At 66.7% G+C, this 16,866-nt stretch carries 14 protein-coding genes; 4 read left to right on the forward strand and 10 right to left on the reverse strand.

Features of this window, described 5'->3' with window-relative positions; all coding sequences use genetic code 11:
* Window positions 1-121: 121 nt before the first annotated feature.
* The 7 genes from pyk to gap form a co-directional block, all read right to left on the reverse strand.
* On the reverse strand, window positions 122-1,588 hold the full coding sequence (gene pyk / locus LMF57_RS15960) for a pyruvate kinase (RefSeq protein ID WP_117311273.1): 1,467 nt from the start codon (window positions 1,586-1,588) through the stop codon (window positions 122-124).
* Between the two features lie 180 nt (window positions 1,589-1,768).
* Window positions 1,769-2,437 carry an HAD hydrolase-like protein gene (locus LMF57_RS15965; protein WP_229290199.1) on the reverse strand — a complete coding sequence of 223 codons (669 nt, stop codon included), beginning with the start codon at window positions 2,435-2,437 and terminating at the stop codon, window positions 1,769-1,771.
* The gene (locus LMF57_RS15970) at window positions 2,434-3,609 is read right to left on the reverse strand and encodes a phosphoglycerate kinase (RefSeq protein WP_229290200.1); all 1,176 of its coding nucleotides are present in this window, start codon (window positions 3,607-3,609) and stop codon (window positions 2,434-2,436) included. Before LMF57_RS15970 ends, LMF57_RS15965 begins: the two co-directional genes overlap by 4 nt.
* A 234-nt stretch (window positions 3,610-3,843) precedes the next feature.
* Window positions 3,844-5,195 (reverse strand): IS3 family transposase gene (locus tag LMF57_RS15975; RefSeq protein WP_229290201.1). Its coding sequence is split into 2 segments (ribosomal slippage): window positions 3,844-4,739 and window positions 4,739-5,195, totalling 1,353 coding nucleotides; the frame shifts between segments, so codons are not numbered across the junction.
* A 487-nt stretch (window positions 5,196-5,682) separates the two neighbouring features.
* Entirely contained in the window at window positions 5,683-7,059 is a 1,377-nt protein-coding gene (locus LMF57_RS15980; protein ID WP_117311276.1) for a DUF3999 domain-containing protein, read from the reverse strand.
* Window positions 7,056-9,743: a DUF2339 domain-containing protein gene (locus LMF57_RS15985; RefSeq protein WP_229290202.1), complete on the reverse strand. Its 2,688-nt coding sequence runs from the start codon at window positions 9,741-9,743 to the stop codon at window positions 7,056-7,058. Before LMF57_RS15985 ends, LMF57_RS15980 begins: the two co-directional genes overlap by 4 nt.
* Window positions 9,744-9,870: 127 nt before the next feature.
* On the reverse strand, window positions 9,871-10,875 hold the full coding sequence (gene gap, locus LMF57_RS15990) for a type I glyceraldehyde-3-phosphate dehydrogenase (protein ID WP_025874252.1): 1,005 nt from the start codon (window positions 10,873-10,875) through the stop codon (window positions 9,871-9,873).
* A gap of 193 nt (window positions 10,876-11,068) precedes the next feature.
* Between gap and LMF57_RS15995 the strand changes: the two genes are divergently transcribed.
* From LMF57_RS15995 to LMF57_RS16005, 3 genes are all read left to right on the forward strand, one after another.
* A complete protein-coding gene (locus tag LMF57_RS15995) occupies window positions 11,069-11,698 on the forward strand; it encodes an OmpW family outer membrane protein (RefSeq protein ID WP_229290203.1) in 630 nt (209 codons plus the stop codon).
* Between the two features lie 646 nt (window positions 11,699-12,344).
* The gene (locus LMF57_RS16000) at window positions 12,345-13,163 is read left to right on the forward strand and encodes a S1/P1 nuclease (protein WP_229290204.1); all 819 of its coding nucleotides are present in this window, start codon (window positions 12,345-12,347) and stop codon (window positions 13,161-13,163) included.
* 10 nt (window positions 13,164-13,173) lie between these two features.
* Window positions 13,174-13,974 carry an MBL fold metallo-hydrolase gene (locus LMF57_RS16005; RefSeq protein WP_117311278.1) on the forward strand — a complete coding sequence of 267 codons (801 nt, stop codon included), beginning with the start codon at window positions 13,174-13,176 and terminating at the stop codon, window positions 13,972-13,974.
* A 41-nt stretch (window positions 13,975-14,015) separates the two neighbouring features.
* On the opposite strand, the gene LMF57_RS16010 is transcribed toward LMF57_RS16005, so the two are convergent.
* The 3 genes from LMF57_RS16010 to LMF57_RS16020 are packed head-to-tail and all read right to left on the reverse strand — an operon-like array spanning window position 14,016 to window position 16,187.
* A complete protein-coding gene (locus tag LMF57_RS16010; RefSeq protein WP_117311279.1) occupies window positions 14,016-14,576 on the reverse strand; it encodes a hypothetical protein in 561 nt (186 codons plus the stop codon).
* Complete coding sequence (locus LMF57_RS16015; RefSeq protein ID WP_208081783.1) at window positions 14,576-15,829, reverse strand: TonB family protein; 1,254 nt, start codon at window positions 15,827-15,829, stop codon at window positions 14,576-14,578. The genes LMF57_RS16010 and LMF57_RS16015 overlap by 1 nt, the downstream gene beginning before the upstream one ends.
* Window positions 15,822-16,187, reverse strand: coding sequence for a BlaI/MecI/CopY family transcriptional regulator (locus LMF57_RS16020; RefSeq protein ID WP_229290205.1), 366 nt, complete (start codon window positions 16,185-16,187; stop codon window positions 15,822-15,824). Before LMF57_RS16020 ends, LMF57_RS16015 begins: the two co-directional genes overlap by 8 nt.
* A gap of 116 nt (window positions 16,188-16,303) precedes the next feature.
* Between LMF57_RS16020 and LMF57_RS16025 the strand changes: the two genes are divergently transcribed.
* The gene (locus LMF57_RS16025; protein ID WP_208081781.1) at window positions 16,304-16,861 is read left to right on the forward strand and encodes a flavin reductase family protein; all 558 of its coding nucleotides are present in this window, start codon (window positions 16,304-16,306) and stop codon (window positions 16,859-16,861) included.
* Window positions 16,862-16,866 lie beyond the last annotated feature (5 nt).

Consider the following 16,866-nt stretch of genomic DNA (forward strand, 5'->3'; position numbering starts at 1 on the left):
TGGAAACGATTCCACGTCCGCACCGGACAGGAAATGTCCTGCCGTTGGCGGTCAGAGCCCCTTCAGGGGATCTGACCCCGGGGTCGGATCCGCGCCGCGGCTCCGACCCGATGCCCCCCTCTTACAGGTCGCCCAGACCGCTGGCGCGGCCGTCTTCGCCCACTTCCAGCAGGCGCAGGGTATTGGTCGCGCCGTGGGTTTCCATGTGCTCACCGCTGGTGAACACCACACGGTCGCCGGCCTGCAGCATGCCGCCCTCCACCAGCAGGCGGATGCTGCCGCGTGCGGCTTCGCGCGGGGTGAAGCCCCGGCTGTCGAAGTTGATCGGGAACACATCGCGCATCAGCGCCATCTGCCGGCGGGCGCCGTCGTGGCGGGTGACCGCGAACACCGGTGCCGAGGCACGGAAACGCGACAGGTAGCGCGCGGTGCCGCCGGATTCGGTCATCGCCACGATCGCACGCACGCCCACGTGCTGCGACAGGAACATGGTGGCCATGGCAATGGCCTGGTCGGCACGTTCCAGGTTGCGCGGCGAAGCGCCGAAGTCGGTCTCGGTCTGGAACTGGCGCTCGGCACCCAGGCAGATGCGCGCCATCGCCTCGACCGCCTTGACCGGATACGCACCGGCGGCGGTTTCGGCCGACAGCATCACCGCATCGGTACCGTCGATGACCGAGTTGGCCACGTCCAGCACTTCGGCACGGGTCGGGATCGGGCTTTCGACCATCGACTGCAGCATCTGGGTGGCGGTGATCACCACCTTGTTCTGCGCCAGCGAGGCCTTGATGATCTTCTTCTGCAGGCCCGGCAGTTCGGCATCGCCGATTTCCACGCCGAGGTCGCCACGCGCCACCATCACCACGTCACTGGCGTCGACGATCTCTTCCAGGTTCTCGATGGCTTCGGTGCGCTCGATCTTGGACACCAGCGCGGCGTAGCAGCCGTGCGATTCGGCGATCTCGCGCGCATCGTTCATGTCCTGCGCATTGCGGCAGAACGACACGGCGATGAAATCCACGCCGATCTTGGCGACGATGCCGATCAGTTCCTTGTCGCGCTCGGTCAGCGCGCCCAGCGACAGGCCACCGCCCTGCTTGTTCAGGCCCTTGCGATCGGACAACGGACCGTCATTGAGCACGGTGTTGATGATGCGCTCGCCCTGCACTTCGACCACCTGCAGCTGCATCAGGCCATCGTCGAGCAGCAGCACGTCACCGGCGGTCACGTCCTGCGGCAGGCCGAGGTAGCTCACGCCCACCTGGGTGGCATCGCCGGGGCCGGCATCGGTGCTGGCGATCAGGTCGAAGCGGTCACCGGCCTTGAGCTGCACCTTGCCTTCGGCGAAGCGCTCGATGCGGATCTTCGGACCCGGCAGGTCCGCCAGGATGCCCACTTCCACGCCCACCCGCTGCGCGGCGGCACGTACATCGGCGGCACGCTTGGCCTGGCCGGACGGGTCACCGTGGCTGAAGTTGAGGCGCACCACGTTGACGCCGGCGCGGAACAGATCCTCCAGCACGCCCGGCGGATCGGTAGCCGGACCGAGGGTGGCAAGGATCTTGGTGCGACGCTGACGCTCGAACATGTGGATGGGCCTCTCCCGTTAAAGGACGGAAATTAGCACATCCTTCACGTCCCATGTATACGGTTACAGCCTTGTGCTGCCTGACTCTGCGGGACATCGCCCGGACATGTTCCGGACATACGCTGGTCGATGGCAGCGGAAACACCGCCGGGCAAGGCCCGGCGCGCGGCATCGTCAAACTCAGGCCAGCAATGCCAGCAGCTGCGCCGGATCATGGGCCAGCTGCCCGGCACCGGCCTGGGTCAGCTCCTGCTCGCCACCAAAGCCCCACAGCACGCCCACACTGCGCAGGCCGTGGTGATGGGCGCCCTCGATGTCCATGCGACGGTCGCCGATCATCCAGCAGTGCTGCGGCGCCAGCTGCAGGCGATGAAGCGCCTCGCCCACCAGCTGCGGCTTGCTGCTGCGCGAGCCATCCGGGGTTGAACCGATCACGTCCTCGAACAGGCCACCGAACGGCAGATGCTCGACGATGCGGCGGGCATGCGGCTCGTTCTTGGCGGTGACCACCGCAAGGCGATGGCCGCGTGCGTGCAGCGCGCGTACCACCGCTTCGATGTCCGGGTAGATCGTGTGCTCGCGCCAGCCTTCTACGTCGAAACGCTCGCGATAGAAGGCCACGGCCTGCTCCACGCGCTCGGGCTCACCGAACAACGGTGCGAACGTGGTGCGCAGCGACGGACCGATCCAGCCCAGCAACGTTTCCTGCGGCGGCACCGGGTGGTCCATCTTCTGCAGCGCGTAGGCGATGCAGGTGGTGATGCCCACTTCCGAATCGATCAGCGTGCCGTCCATGTCGAAGAAGAGCGTTGCACGCTCCTCTCCGTCCATCGCAGTTCCAGTGCTCATGCGCCGCGCGCGGCCAGGGCAGCCACCGCCGGCAGGGTCTTGCCTTCCAGGAATTCCAGGAACGCGCCGCCGCCGGTGGAGATGTAGCTGACCTGCTGGGCGATATCGAACTTGTCGACCGCCGCCAGGGTGTCGCCACCACCGGCGATGGAGAACGCCGGCGAGCTGGCGATGGCGCGGGCCAGCGCTTCGGTGCCCTTGCTGAAGGCTTCGAACTCGAACACGCCGACCGGGCCGTTCCAGACCACGGTGCCGGCCTTGGCGATCAGCTGTGCGTACTGCGCGGCCGTCTGCGGGCCGATGTCCAGGATCAGGTCGTCCTCGGCCACCGCACCGACGGCCTTCACTTCGGCAGCCGCGTCGGGCAGGAACTGCTTGGCGGTGACCACGTCCACCGGCAGCGGGATGTCCGCACCCCGCGCCTTGGCGTCGGCCACGATCTTCCGGGCGGTATCCAGCAGGTCCGGCTCGTACAGCGACTTGCCGACCTTGTAGCCGGCCGCCGCGATGAAGGTGTTGGCGATGCCGCCACCAACGATCAGCTGGTCGACCTTGCCGACCAGGTTGGCCAGCAGCTCCAGCTTGGTGCTGACCTTGCTGCCGGCGACGATGGCCAGCAGCGGCTTGGCCGGCGCATCCAGGGCCTTGGCCAGCGCATCCAGCTCGGCCATCAGCAGCGGGCCACCAGCAGCGACCGGGGCGAAACGGATCACGCCATGGGTGGACGCCTGCGCGCGGTGCGCGGTACCGAACGCATCCATCACGAACACGTCGCAGAGGGCAGCGTATTTCTTCGACAGGGCTTCATCGTCCTTGCCCTCGCCAACGTTCATGCGGCAGTTTTCCAGCAGCACCAGCTGGCCCGGCTGCACGTCGACGCCGTCGACCCAGTCACGCACCAGCGGCACTTCGCGGCCCAGCAGCACCGACAGGCGCTCGGCCACCGGCGCCAGCGAATCGGCTTCGCTCCACACGCCCTCCTTGGGGCGGCCCAGGTGCGAGGTGACCATCACCGCCGCGCCCTGCTCCAGCGCGCGCTTGAGCGTCGGCAGGGAAGCGGTGATGCGCTGTTCGGAGGTGATGCGGCCATTCTCGATCGGCACGTTCAGATCCTGGCGGATCAGCACGCGCTTGCCGGAGAGGTCGAGGTCGGTCATGCGGACGATGGACATGGGCAACTCTTTGGCTCTGGAGATGGGATGCCGGCGTGCGGCAGACGGTCATTGTATCGGGTGCCGATGCCTGCGGCAGGCAGAGGCCAACAGCAGGTGCAACAGCAACGGCAACGGCAACGGCCAGAGCGCTGGCGCTTCGTGGTGCTGTGGGTGGGCCGGGGTGGTATGGGTTGGCAGGGGACGCCGTAAACCCATCCTTGAAGTGACCCCCTAAAGTTGGACAGTTGGGGATCAGGCAGCCAGCGCGACCTGTTCCCGGTACTTTACCGGGCTCAGGCCCTTTAGTTTCAGTCGGATACGGTCTTCGTTGTAGTACCGGATGTACTCCACCAGTCCGGCTTCCAGACTTTCGATGCTGTCAAAGGTGTTCAGGTAGAGGAATTCCGACTTCAGGGTCCCGAAGAAGCTCTCCATGGCCGCGTTGTCCAGGCAGTTGCCACGCCGGGACATGCTCTGTTTCAGCGAGTGCTTGGCGAGCTTGTGGCGGTAGTTTTCGTGCTGGTAATGCCAGCCCTGGTCAGAGTGGATCATCGGTCGATCTTCGGGCGAAAGCTTCTTGATCGCTTGGTCCAGCATCTCCCCCACCAGGTCGAACACCGGTCGGCGCTTCATCTGGTACGCCACGATTTCGCCGTTGTAGAGATCCATGATCGGCGAAAGATAGAGCTTCATGCCCTGCACCTTGAACTCGGTTACGTCGGTCACCCACTTCTGGTTGGGCGTCTGGGCCTCAAACTGGCGGCCCAGGTCGTTGGAGACCACGACATTGGCCGCTCCCTTGAAGGCGCGGTAGCGCTTGATGCGTACCCGCGATTGCAGGCCCAGTTCGGCCATCAACCGCTGCACCCGCTTGTGGTTGATGGCCTCGCCCTGATTGGCCAGTTCCAGCGTTATGCGACGGTAGCCGTAGCGCCCTTGGTTCTCATCGTAAATCGCACGGATACGCTCACGCAGATCGGCCTCGCCCTCATCGGGATGGGCCAAGGCGTTCACCTGGTAATAGAACGTGCTGCGTGACAGTTCGGCCGCCTCGAGCAAAAGCGGCAACGCATGGGCCTGCCTCAATCCTTGGACGGCTTGCGCTTTGCGCGCTGCGCCGCCTGCTCTTCCTGGATCAAGGCATCGAGCTTTTTTAGGTAGGCGGTCTCCGCACGCAGATAGGCCACTTCCTTGAGGAGCTCATCGCGGCTCATGTCCTCGGCGGGCTTGGACGAGCCGGTCTTTTTCATCGGTCTTGGTGGCGGTGGTGGAGGTGGTGCCAGCGCTTGAGCGCCCCCGCGAGCATACAGCCGTTGCCATCGCCCCACCGCGCCGGCATCTCCGATCTGGAAGTACGTCGTGGCCTCTCGTGCCGACATGCCCAGCTGGCCCATCTTTTCCAGGACATCCAGCTTGAACTGGAGATCGTAGGACCGGGGTTTGCGCTGAAACCCTTGCCGGCCATGCAGCCGGTAGGTTGCTGCCCACCGCCTGACCGTGGAGAACTCCAGACCATGGCGGCGGGCAACCGCCTTGACCGACGTGGCGGTCTTGCAGGCCTCTTTGGCGACCTGCAATTTGAAACAAACCTCATATCTATTCATGTAACCCTCGGGGTTGGATTTGGTGTCCAACTCCTGGGGGTCACTTCACCCTGGGGGCTTGGCCGCGGCATCCATGCCGCGGACACCCCTGCCAACCCATGCCGCCCCGGCCCCGATACGTTCATGAGGCGGAGCGGACGGCGGAAGCAAAAGCGGTTTCTGGTGTCGGATGAAGAAAGAAAAGAAGGGGTCGGATCCGTTTTTCCTGCGGGAAAAGGCTCCGACCTCGATGGCCGTGGAGCGAAGCGACCCGCTTTGGCTCCTGCTCTTCCTTTTTCTCTTCCGTGGGTAGACGCACACGGAAATTGTCAGAGGCCGGGCGGGTGGGCTGGGCAGGGGTGTCTGATCAGTCAGCCGCATGGATGCGGCTGCCAAGCCTACAAGGACGTACTTGCGGCGTCCCCTGCACAGTCCACCTGCCCGGCCAAGCACGGCTTCTGCTCTCAACGACCGGCCACCCACGAGGGGCTGCGCCGTTCGCTGCAAACTACGCCGAAGGCGACGGCTTCTGCTTCAGCAGGCTCAACGCCAGTCCACCCACAACCAGCACGCCCAGCCCCAGCAACGCCCACAGCAACCACGCCTTCCAGTCGTGCTGCGGCTTCAGCGCTGCGTCACCGGCGAGCGTCTCCGGACTGCCCTCCAAGCGTGCCAGCGTCGGCTGCCACGACGGATCATTGCGCTGCCGCAGTTCCTCGATCAGCACCGCGATCGGCGCCTCCGCGCGGCGCGCGGTGCTGCTGCCCACGGCCAGCGCGTAGGGTGCTGCGCCCTGGCTGAGGAACACCATCACTTCCGGTTGATAGCCCAAGCGCAGGGTCGGGGCGCTGGTGGTCTCCACCGGGCTCGCGACCAGCTTCCAGTAGCGGTCGCGGTACATGCCGCCCAACGGCTGTGCCGCCGATTGCTGGCGCTGGCCCGGTGCCCCCTGCTGCAGCTGATAGGCGATCCAGGGCGCGCTGCGGCGCTGCCATTCGGCGCTTTCGTCGTCGCGGCTGAACAGGGTCCACTGCACCAGGCTGTTGTCGGTGCTGGCCACGTCGGCCCGGGTCACCGGGAATCGACCATCCAGTTCAAAGGTGAATTCCCCCTTGCCCTGCGCGGTCGGTGTCAGCGACAGCCACTCCCAGGGCACCGTTGCCGGCGCCGGCGGCAGCTCCGCCAACACACTGCGCAGCTCCGGCAGGCGCGCCTCGCCCTGCGGCAGGATCCGCAGGTAGCGCACGTTGCTGTCGACCTGCAGCCGTCGCTGCAGCAGGCGCTTGCCCGCACGCTGCAGGTCCACCAAGGGGACATCACGGGCGATCGACTGCCAGCGCTGCAGATCATCGCTGGCATCAAGCTGTACCTGCGCCTGCAGCGGCTGGCCACTTTCGGCCCAGTCCAGCACCAGCGCTGCCAGCGGCTGCTGGCCGAGCACGCTGGCATCGATCAACCAGCCACCCTGCCCGTTCGCCACCGCACCACCACCAAGCCTGGCCTCGACCCGGCGCACACGGCCGTCGGTATCGCGCTCGGTCAGCAGCTGCAGGTCGTTGCGCTGGGCCTCGGCCAGCGGTGGCAGCGCGAACCACGGCAGTTCGCGCTGCACCGGCGGCTGCGCCAACGGCTGGTCCGGCGCCAGCAGTGCCGATGGCAATGCCTGGCCGGCAGCGTTGAACACCTGCAGATCGCCCAGATCGGCGGCGCCTGCGCGGCGGTAGATCGCCGGCTCCAGCACCACACGATAGGCACCGGACTGCGCGCTGGACAGGCTCAGCGGCCACTGTTCGGCGTACTGCGCGCGGTAGTCCGTGGCCTGCGCGGCAACCGCACCGGCCACGCCGAACAGGACCGGCAGCAACGCTCGGCTCCACTTCCTCATTGGTTTTCCTCCACGGTTGGCGGCGCGCTCGGCGGCGCGGGCGCCAGGTAGCCCACGACGGTGCACAGCAGGCCGTAGGCAATGAACGATGCGATTCCCAGCAGGTTGCCCAGATGCTGGCGGTCGATCAGCACCAGCTTGGCCAGCACCACGGCCATCAGCACGGCACCGACCATCCACAGCACACGCTGGCCGCGACGCGAGCCCCACACCCAGGCGATCACGCCCAGTACGCTCCACAACACGGTCAGGCTGGTCTGGGCCAGGCTGAAGCGGGCCATCGTCGGATTCCAGGCGACACCGCCCCAATGATGCACGCCATGCAGCACGGTGCTGGTCAACGCGATGAAACCGGCCACGGCCAGCACCGGCACACGCAACCGCTGCAGCTGCGCCGGTCCCTGCGGGTCATACAGCCAGCGCGCGATCAGCAGCAGGCTGACCCACTGTGCAAGCTCGGCAGGATTGAGCAGCGGCAACCACGGCAACGGCGTGGCGTCGCCCGCCAGGGTCAGGCCGAACAACCAGGCCAGCGCCAGCATCGCGAAAATCACGCACTGCAGCGGCAGGCGCACTGGGTCAAACGCAGCACCCAGCGGCCAGCGCAGCACGTTCCAGCGCCACAGCGACAGCGCCGCCAGCAGCAGCCACGGCAACGTGACCAGCAATGCCGTCCAGCCCTGCGCCAAGCGCGCGTCGCCGCCGCCCCACAGGGCCAGCAGCGAAAGCAGCGACGGCCACAGCAGCCACCACAGGAACTGCGCGATACGGGCCACGCCGCCGCTGCCCTGGCGCAGGCACAGCAGGCTGCGCACGCCGAGCACGGCGAACACTGCCCATGCCAAGGCGCCGTAGCCGGCAAAGGGCTGCTGGTGCGCATCGCTCTGCAGCAGGGCCAGCGGGAAGCCGGCGGCCAGCATCGTCAACGCGGTCACGCCCAGCGCACGTGCCGGCATGCGGCGCTGCACCTCCGAGGCCAGCCAGGCGGTGACGGCGGCCAGCATCAACACCGCGTCGGCCTGCGCCGAATGCTGGAAGAAGCGGCCGATTTCATGCACCAGACCGCCCAACCACCACAGCAGGCCCCACAGGTAATACGCCAGGGCGATGTCATGGCGCTGCCTGCGCTGGTAGCTCCATGCCGCCGCGAAACCCGCCACGGCCAGCAGCAATGCGCCGATCGCGGTCGGGTTGAGCAGGAAACGCTGATCCTGGTGCCAATGGTCGGCCCCCACCACGAATGCGAATGCGGCGGCGAGCTGCAGCAGCGCACCAGTCACCTGGGGCAACCAGCGCTTCTGGCGCAACCCCAGCCACGCCAGGCCGGCACCTTCCAGCGCGAACACCGCGCCGGTGGCCCGCGCCGACAACGCCAGCGGCACCGCCAGCGTCGCAAAGCCGACCGCCAGTACTGCATGCGACTGCGCCAGCACCGTGTACGACGCGCGCGCGATCAAGGCCCGCGCCAGCAGCGCATAGATCGCTGCCAGTCCCAGCGCGCACAGGGCCAGCGTCATCGGCTGTTCGTGCAGCATGCCGGCCTGCAGCGAGAAGGCGATCAGCGGCGTGCCGAACACCAGGCTGCCGTCGACCAGATCACGACGCCCGGCCGGCTGCCGGCGCGCATGCAACAACGGAATCAGCAGATAGAAGACGAAGAACAGCAGCAGGAACGGTTCGGTACTGGCGAACTTGGCCGCGTCGTACTGCAGCACGCCCCAGAAGGTGCCGATGCCGAAGGTGAACGCGAAACCCAGCAGGTTCAGCGCACGCCACGGGCGATACCAGGCAATGGCGAAAATGCCGGCGTTGAGCACGGCGTAGTAGCTGAACAACCCGACGTGGTTGCCACTGCCGGTGGACAGCCACAGCGGCGCCATGAAGCCGGCCAGGATGCCCAGCACCGCCAACGTGCGCGAGTTCTGCACGACCGCCAGCACGCACAGCCCCGCCACCAGCGCGATCGAGCTGGCAAAGGCGAAACCGGGCGCGAGCAGATCGAAACGCTTGAAGGCGGCGAAGATGGTCAGCAGCAGTACGCCGACGGCGCCGCCCTGCAGGGCCAGCGCGAACATCCGCCGGCGCTCGCGCTGGTGCCAGCCGAAGGCCAGCAGGCCCAGCGCACCGACGGTGATGCCCGCCAGCCGCAGCTCGACCGGCACCACCAGCCAGCCCTGGTCGCTGACGTACTTGAGCAGCGCAGCAACGCCGGCCAACAGCACCAGCATGCCGATCTTCACCGGCACATTGCCCTGGGTGAACCAGTGTTTGACCGCACCGATCGCGCGCTCGACCAGGTTCGGCAGGGCCGGTTCCGCTGGCAAGGGCGGCACTGTGGGCTCAAGTGGCAACGGCGGTGGCGGCGACGGACGCGCGGGCGGGGCCGGTGTCGGCAGCTCCTCGCGGGCGGCAAGCGGCGGCGGGGCCGTGGCCGCCGTGGGCCGCAGGAACGAAGGCTCGCTGCCGGGCTCGCGCGTTGCCGCAGGCGCGCGCGGCGGCTCGGCCACGGCCGAGGGTGCACGGCCAACGGTCTCTCCTGCCGGGTTGGGCGCGACCTGCACGCTCTGCGCGGCCTCCAGCGCGGCGACCCGCCGGCGCAGGCCGGCAATCATCACCAGCGCCACCACCAGCAGCAGCGGTATCGCCAGCAGGACCAGTACTGCCAGGACCAAGAGTGCTTCCATTCCTCGCCTTCCAATGCGATCCCGCGCCACGATGGCGGCGGTCGACGGGGCCATGCTACGTCAGGCCGGGCCACTTAAACGACGAACCCCGGCCAAGCCGGGGTTCGCGCGAGGATCTTCGCAGGCCTTACTTGGCTGCGACGACCTTGGCCATTTCCAGGCACTTGTTGGAATAGCCCCACTCGTTGTCGTACCACGACACGAGCTTGACGAAGGTGCCGTCCAGGGCGATGCCGGCGTCGGCGTCGAACACCGAGGTGTGGGTTTCACCGCGGAAATCGGTGGCCACCACCTTGTCTTCGGTGTAGCCCAGGATGCCCTTCAGCGCGCCTTCGCTCTGTGCCTTCACTTCGGCGCAGATCTCGGCGTAGGTGGCTTCCTTTTCCAGCTCGACCGTCAGGTCGACCACCGACACGTCCGAGGTCGGCACGCGGAAGCTCATGCCGGTCAGCTTCTTGTTCAGCTCCGGGATGACCACGCCGACGGCCTTGGCCGCACCGGTGGAGGACGGAATGATGTTCTCCAGGATGCCGCGGCCGCCGCGCCAGTCCTTGTTGGACGGGCCATCGACGGTCTTCTGCGTGGCGGTGGCCGCATGCACGGTGGTCATCAGGCCGCGCTTGATGCCCCACTTGTCATTGATGACCTTGGCCAGCGGCGCCAGGCAGTTGGTGGTGCACGAGGCGTTGGAGATGATCGCCTGGCCAGCGTAGGTCTTGTCGTTCACGCCGAACACGAACATCGGCGTGTCGTCCTTCGACGGTGCCGACAGGATGACCTTCTTGGCGCCGGCATCGATGTGCTTCTGCGCACTGACCTTGTCCAGGAACAGGCCGGTGGCTTCGAGCACGACGTCAACGCCGACTTCGTCCCACTTCAGGTTGGACGGATCGCGTTCCTGGGTCAGGCGGATCTTCTTGCCGTTGACCAGCAGATCCTTGCCATCGACGGCTACGTCGGCCTTGAAACGGCCGTGCACGGAGTCGTACTTGAGCATGTAGGCCAGGTAATCCGGCTCCAGCAGATCGTTGATGGCCACGATTTCGATGTCGTCGCCGAAGTTCAGCACCGCCGAGCGCAGGACGTTACGCCCGATGCGACCGAAACCGTTGATACCAACCTTGATTGCCATGTTCTCAAGCTCCTGCAGCCGCGACAGGTGCGGCGGGGTGGATAGGGCCCACAAGTCTAGCAGGCCGGCCTTGACCACCGCCGGCCAGGCCCGCCGCCGGGACGGGGGCCGGACAGGATTTGATCCGGATCAAAGCGTTAGCGCGGCGTGAGGCCGAGACTGGCCACATCCACCCCGCAACGAGATCACCCCCATGCGCAAGACCTCCCCCCTGATCGTGGCCAGCCTGGCCGCCGCCCTGTCGTTGGCCGCTGCCCCGGCCATGGCCCAGTCCAAGGGCGACTGGACCGTTTCGGCTGGCGTGCACCAGGTCGCCCCGAAGTCGAACAACGGCTCGCTGGCCGGTGGCACCCTGAAGGTCGACGTCGACAACGACGTCAAGCCGACCATCACTGGTGAGTACTTCGTCGCCGACAACCTGGGCATCGAAGTGCTGGCGGCGCTGCCGTTCAAGCACGACATCAACATCAACGGCCTGGGCCGCGTGGGCAGCACCAAGCAGCTGCCGCCGGTGGTCACCCTGCAGTACCACTTCAACAGCAAGGGCAAGGTGTCGCCGTTCGTGGGCGCCGGCCTGAACTACACGACCTTCTTCAGCGAAGACACCACCGGTGCGCTGGCGGGCAGCAAGCTGAAGCTGCAGGATTCGTGGGGCCTGGCCGCACATGCGGGCATCGACTTTGCGATTGGCGAGAAGGGCGCCCTGCGCGTGGACATGCGCTGGATCGACATCGACAGCAAGGTGAAGCTGGACGGCGAGAAGATCGGCACGGTCAACATCGATCCGCTGGTCTACGGCGCGTCCTACGTCTTCAAGTTCTAAGGGGTTGATTGGCGGGGGCTGCGCCCCCGCTCCCCCGCTACAGGCAAAACCCTCGCAGCATGTTGCCCCGGTATGTGTGTGCCGGGGCTTTTTTGTTGGTCGCGACGGGCCCAGGTCCCGGTGTGGGTCGAGGCAGGGGAAGGGGCCGGGACACGCCGTAAACCCATCCATGGGGGCTCGATGGCGCCATCCATGGCGCCAACGGTCCCGTCCCCTTCCCCTGCCTCGCCCTTCCATTTTCCACGCGCGCGCAAGCGCAAGCAGAAGCGGGCAACCGCATTGCGCAGTTGCCATCGGCTGCATGCGATTGCGGGCTGCAGGATGAGATCCTGCATTTGACTGTGATTCTGCTTTTGTCGTTTGCATCCGCCAACGCGGCCATGTTGGATGGTGGCTGCAGGGGCGGGCGCTGCGGGACCGTCCGCGGCATGGGCCCAAGGCATGCCTCGGGCGGGTTGGACAGGATGTCCAACCCCGGTCTTGCCGTGTGCGCAGGACAACGCACACGAGCAAGCCGCGGCCGAGCCTACAGGGACGTACTTGCGGCGTGTCTCGCAGCGCCTGCCCCTGCAGCCACCTGCCCAGCGAACAGGAACGCGCCGCTTTCCATCAACCACCCATCTCCCCCGCTGGCTAGAATGAGCGGATGAAAGCACTGCACTCCCTGTTCCTCGCCGCCGCCCTCGCGCCGGCCCTGCTGACCCTGTCCACCCCCGCCCATGCCTGGGGCGCGCAAGGCCACCGCCTGGTCGCCGAAGTCGCCGACAGCCGCCTCAACCCGACCACGCGCGCTGAAGTCGACCGCCTGCTGGCCACCGAACCCGGCGCCACCCTTGCCAGCATCGCGCCCTGGGCCGACCAGCTGCGCGCCAAGGACCCGGGCCTGGGCCGCCGCTCGGCCCGTTGGCACTACGTCAACATCGCCGAAGATGGCTGCCACTACGAGGCGCCGAAGCACTGCAAGAGCGGCACCTGCATCGTCGAAGCGCTGAAGGCGCAGAGCGCGATCCTCGGCGACCGCAGCCTGACCGATGGCGAGCGCCTGCAGGCGCTGAAATTCGTCGTGCATCTGGTCGGTGACATCCACCAGCCGATGCACGCCGGCTACGGTCACGACAAGGGCGGCAACGATTTCCAGCTGCAGTTCGGCAACCGCGGTACCAACCTGCACTCGCTGTGGGACAGCGGCATGCTCAATACCCGCAAGGTCGACGATGCCGGTTACCTGCCGGTGCTGCGCGCACTGCCGGGGCCGAAGCTGGCACGCCAGTCCAACCCGCAGCGCGATCCGGTCAGCTGGGCTGAAGCCAGCTGCCGCATTTCGGTGCAACCTGGCGTTTACCCTGCCTCGCGTAAGATCGGCGACGACTACACCACGCGCTACCGGCCGGTGGCCGAAGCGCAGCTGCGACTGGCCGGTGAAAACCTGGCGCAGTTGCTGAACCGCGTGCTCGCCACACGCTGAGGAGTGCCCGATGTCGGTCCAGGTGCAATCGTTCTTCCACCGTGACAGCAACACCTTCAGCTACCTGGTCAGCGACCCGGCCAGCAACGAGGCCGCGCTGATCGACCCGGTACTGGATTACGACCCGGATACCGACGCCAGCAGCGAATCGCCGGTGCGCGCGATGCTCGATGCCATCGCGCAACAGCAGCTGCACGTGCGCTGGCTGCTGGAAACCCACGCCCATGCCGACCACGTGTCGGCAGGACGTCGGCTCAAGCAGCGGTTCCCGGATGCGACGCTGGCCATCGGCGAAGGCATCCGTGCGGTGCAGGCCACGTTTGCACCGCGCTATGGCCTGCAGCTGCCCGAGGAACATGCCGTCTTCGATCACCTGTTCGCTGATGGCGAGACCTTCGCACTGGGCGAACTGCAGGGGCGCATCATCGCCGTACCCGGCCACACCAGCGACAGCATCGCCTATCTGATCGACGATGCGCTGTTCACCGGCGATTCGTTGTTCATGCCCGATGGCGGCACCGCACGCTGCGATTTCCCCGGCGGCGATGCTGCGCAGCTGTACCGCTCGATCCAGCGCCTGCTGGCCCTGCCCGATGCTACCCGCGTGTTCGTCTGCCACGACTACGGCCCGGGCGGACGCGATTTCGCCAACGAAACCACCATTGGTGAACAGCGCGCGCACAACATCCACGTGCATGAAGGCGTGGCCGAGGCGGAGTTCGTCAGCGTGCGCCAGGCGCGTGATGCGACGCTGGCAGAACCGCAGCTGATGCAGCCGGCGGTGAAGGCCAACATCCAGGGCGGCGCGTAGGGCCCGCACGGTCGCCCCATCGCACCAGCAATGACACCGCGTCATTTGCCCTGCGTGCGCACCACATGCTGGCCCTTCACGATCTCGAAGGTGAAGGCGTACAGCAGGCTCACCCGCACCGGTTCGACGCGCTCTGCGCCTTGGCAGTCGCCACGGTCGCTCGGCACCTTGCCGGGGGCGAAGTGGCAGACCGCGGCGGGCGAATACTTCCACATCGCCACCGCCTCCTGCGCAGCCTGCAACAGCGGCGCATTCTCGCTCGCCGCGCCTGCCGCGCATTCGCTGCGGTCGACCAGCGCCAGACTTCGCTCGACAGCGCCTTCGGCATCGACCACCACCTGCAGGCAGATCGTGGTCGGCGCCAGCTCTGTGCGCGGGTCACGATCACCGATCTGCGGATCCGGCGCCGCATACAGCTGCGGCATCCGATAGCCTTCGGTCGCTCCCAGCGTGTACGCCTGCACCTGGCCGCTGCCACCTTTCCCTTCCGCATGCAGGCGCTGATGGCCGACACTCTCATTGCGGGTATCGACGGTGGTCAACCGTTCCTGGGTGGCGCAGCCTGCCAGCATCCCCGCTGCCAACAGCAGCGCGATGCGCATCACCTGGCGGTCTCCGTCACGTCGTCGTTCTCATCCATGGCGAAGGTGATCGGAATGCGTACAGCGCCCGCCACCGGCTTGCCGTTCTTCAGCGCCGGGCGATAGGTCCAGCTTCGCGCTGCTGCAATCGATACCGCTTCGAACACGCCCGGATTGGTGGCGCTGAGCACCTGCACATCGGCGGGGTGTCCCTTGGCATCCACCTGCACGCGCAGGTTCACCACGCCTACCTGACGCTGCTCGATCGCAGACTTCGGATACGAGGGCGGCGACATCTTGTCGACCTGGATCGGACGGTCGAGCCCCGCTTCGGCCGCGTCTTCTCCAGCATGTTCGAACGGCTCTACGTTGATCGACGGCACGCCCGCTGTCCCACTCTGGCTGGCCCACGCCACCGCCCCCACGCCCAGGCACAACCCGACCACCAACACCTGCCCCGACACCCACGGCAATGCCTTCCGCTTGGACTGCTTCAACATGGCGATACGCTCCTTCAACACGGGCTGGCTGCGCCAGTGGCAGACCGCCGGCGCAACCGAGTGGACCAGCTGCGCCTTCAGCAGCGTGCTGGCGTAGAGGCCGCGCAGCGCAGGCTGCGGGGCAATGGTGCGGGCGTCGCAGGCCAGTTCCTGGTCACGCAGGAAACGGCGTGCGGCCCATGGCTGCAACGGGTGGAACCAGAACACCGCGCGCATCAGCAGCAGTACGCCGTTGGCCCAGTGATCGCCATTGCGACGATGGCTGTGCTCGTGCTGCAGGATCAGTGCCTGCTCCTGCGCAGTGAACTGCTGGTCGAAATCGGGGCCGACCACGATGCGCGGCCGCCACAGGCCCACCAGCGCCGGCAGCCCGGGATCGCCACTGGCCTGCCAGCTGCCATCGGCGCGTGCCTGCAGACCGCCCATGCCGCGTTCGAAGCTGCGCTGTGCGCGCAGGTCGCGCAACAGGCAGACGCCCGCGCCCAGCGCCCACACCACCAACAGCAGCAAGGGCCATTGCAGAGATGACGCAGGCAGGCCCTCCACTGCTTCGGGCACCACCTTCAGCGGCAAGGTCGGCACATGCTGCAACAGCGCGACCTGTGGCAGGGGAATCAACAGCGTGCCCAACAGCAGGGGCAGCAGCCACCAGCTACGGTAGGCCAGCCCGGCGCCGCCCAATCGCACCAGCAACGGCCGCGTCACCGCCAGCAGGACCACGCCCACCGCCAACCACAAGCTGGCCTGCCACAGTCCGTCGAGCAGCTCATTCATGGTCCAGCTCCTGGATCAGCTTCTTCAGTTCGGCGATGTCCTGCGCGCTCAGCTGTCCGCGTTCGCTGAAGTGCGCGACCAGCGGTGCCACGCGGCCTTCGAAGACGCGTCCGATGAAGTCCTGGCTCTGCGCCTGCACCCAGGCTTGGCGCTGCAGCAGCGGCCGGTACAGATAGCGGCGGCCATCGCGCTCGGCGGCGATCGCGCCCTTGGTCAGCAGGCGGTTGAGCAGGGTCTTGATGGTCGGCTCGGCCCAGTCGCGGTGCGCCAGTGCGGCCACCACCTCGTCGGCGCTACGCGGTGCCTGCTGCCACAGCACCTCCATCACAACGGCTTCGGCTTCGCTGATCGGGGTCATGGTTTACATCCGTAATCGACAATTCGATTACGGGCGTAATCGGATCAATTGTCAAGCCTCGACTCCAGGTTCATCGCGCCTGCGCCAGCATCGATTCCTCCCGCTCCAGGCCCCGCATGAAGGCGCTGCCCAAGAAAGACTTCCCGGTCGAGCAGGCCCGGCGCTTCCTCGAGCCCGGCCCCATCGTGCTGGTCAGCACCGCCTGGCAAGGCCAGCGCAACCTGATGACGATGGGCTGGCACATGGTGATGGGCTTCTCACCCTCGCTGGTGGCCACCTACCTGTGGAACGAGAACCATAGCTTCAGCCTGGCCCGCAGCAGCGGCGAATGCGTGATCAACATCCCGGGCGTGGAGCTGCTGGACACGGTGGTCGATATCGGCAACTGCAGCGGCCGTGACGTCGACAAGTTCGAACGGTTCGGCCTGGATGCGATGCCAGCGCGGGAGGTGGGGGCACCGCTGGTGGGCCAGTGCCATTCCAGCTTCGAGTGCCGCCTGCTTGACGACAGCCAGGTCGAATCGAGCAACCTGTTCATCTGGGAAATCGTGCGCGCCCATGTTGCGCCTCACCCAAAGCTGCCGCGCACGGTGCATTACCGCGGCGATGGGCAGTTCATGGTGTCCGGTGCCGAAGTCTCGCGTCGACGGCGGTTCAAGCCCGACATGCTGTAATGCCA

Origin of the sequence: Stenotrophomonas sp. SI-NJAU-1, assembly GCF_020883215.1 — a bacterium.
GTDB classification, from domain to species: Bacteria; Pseudomonadota; Gammaproteobacteria; order Xanthomonadales; family Xanthomonadaceae; genus Stenotrophomonas; species Stenotrophomonas indicatrix.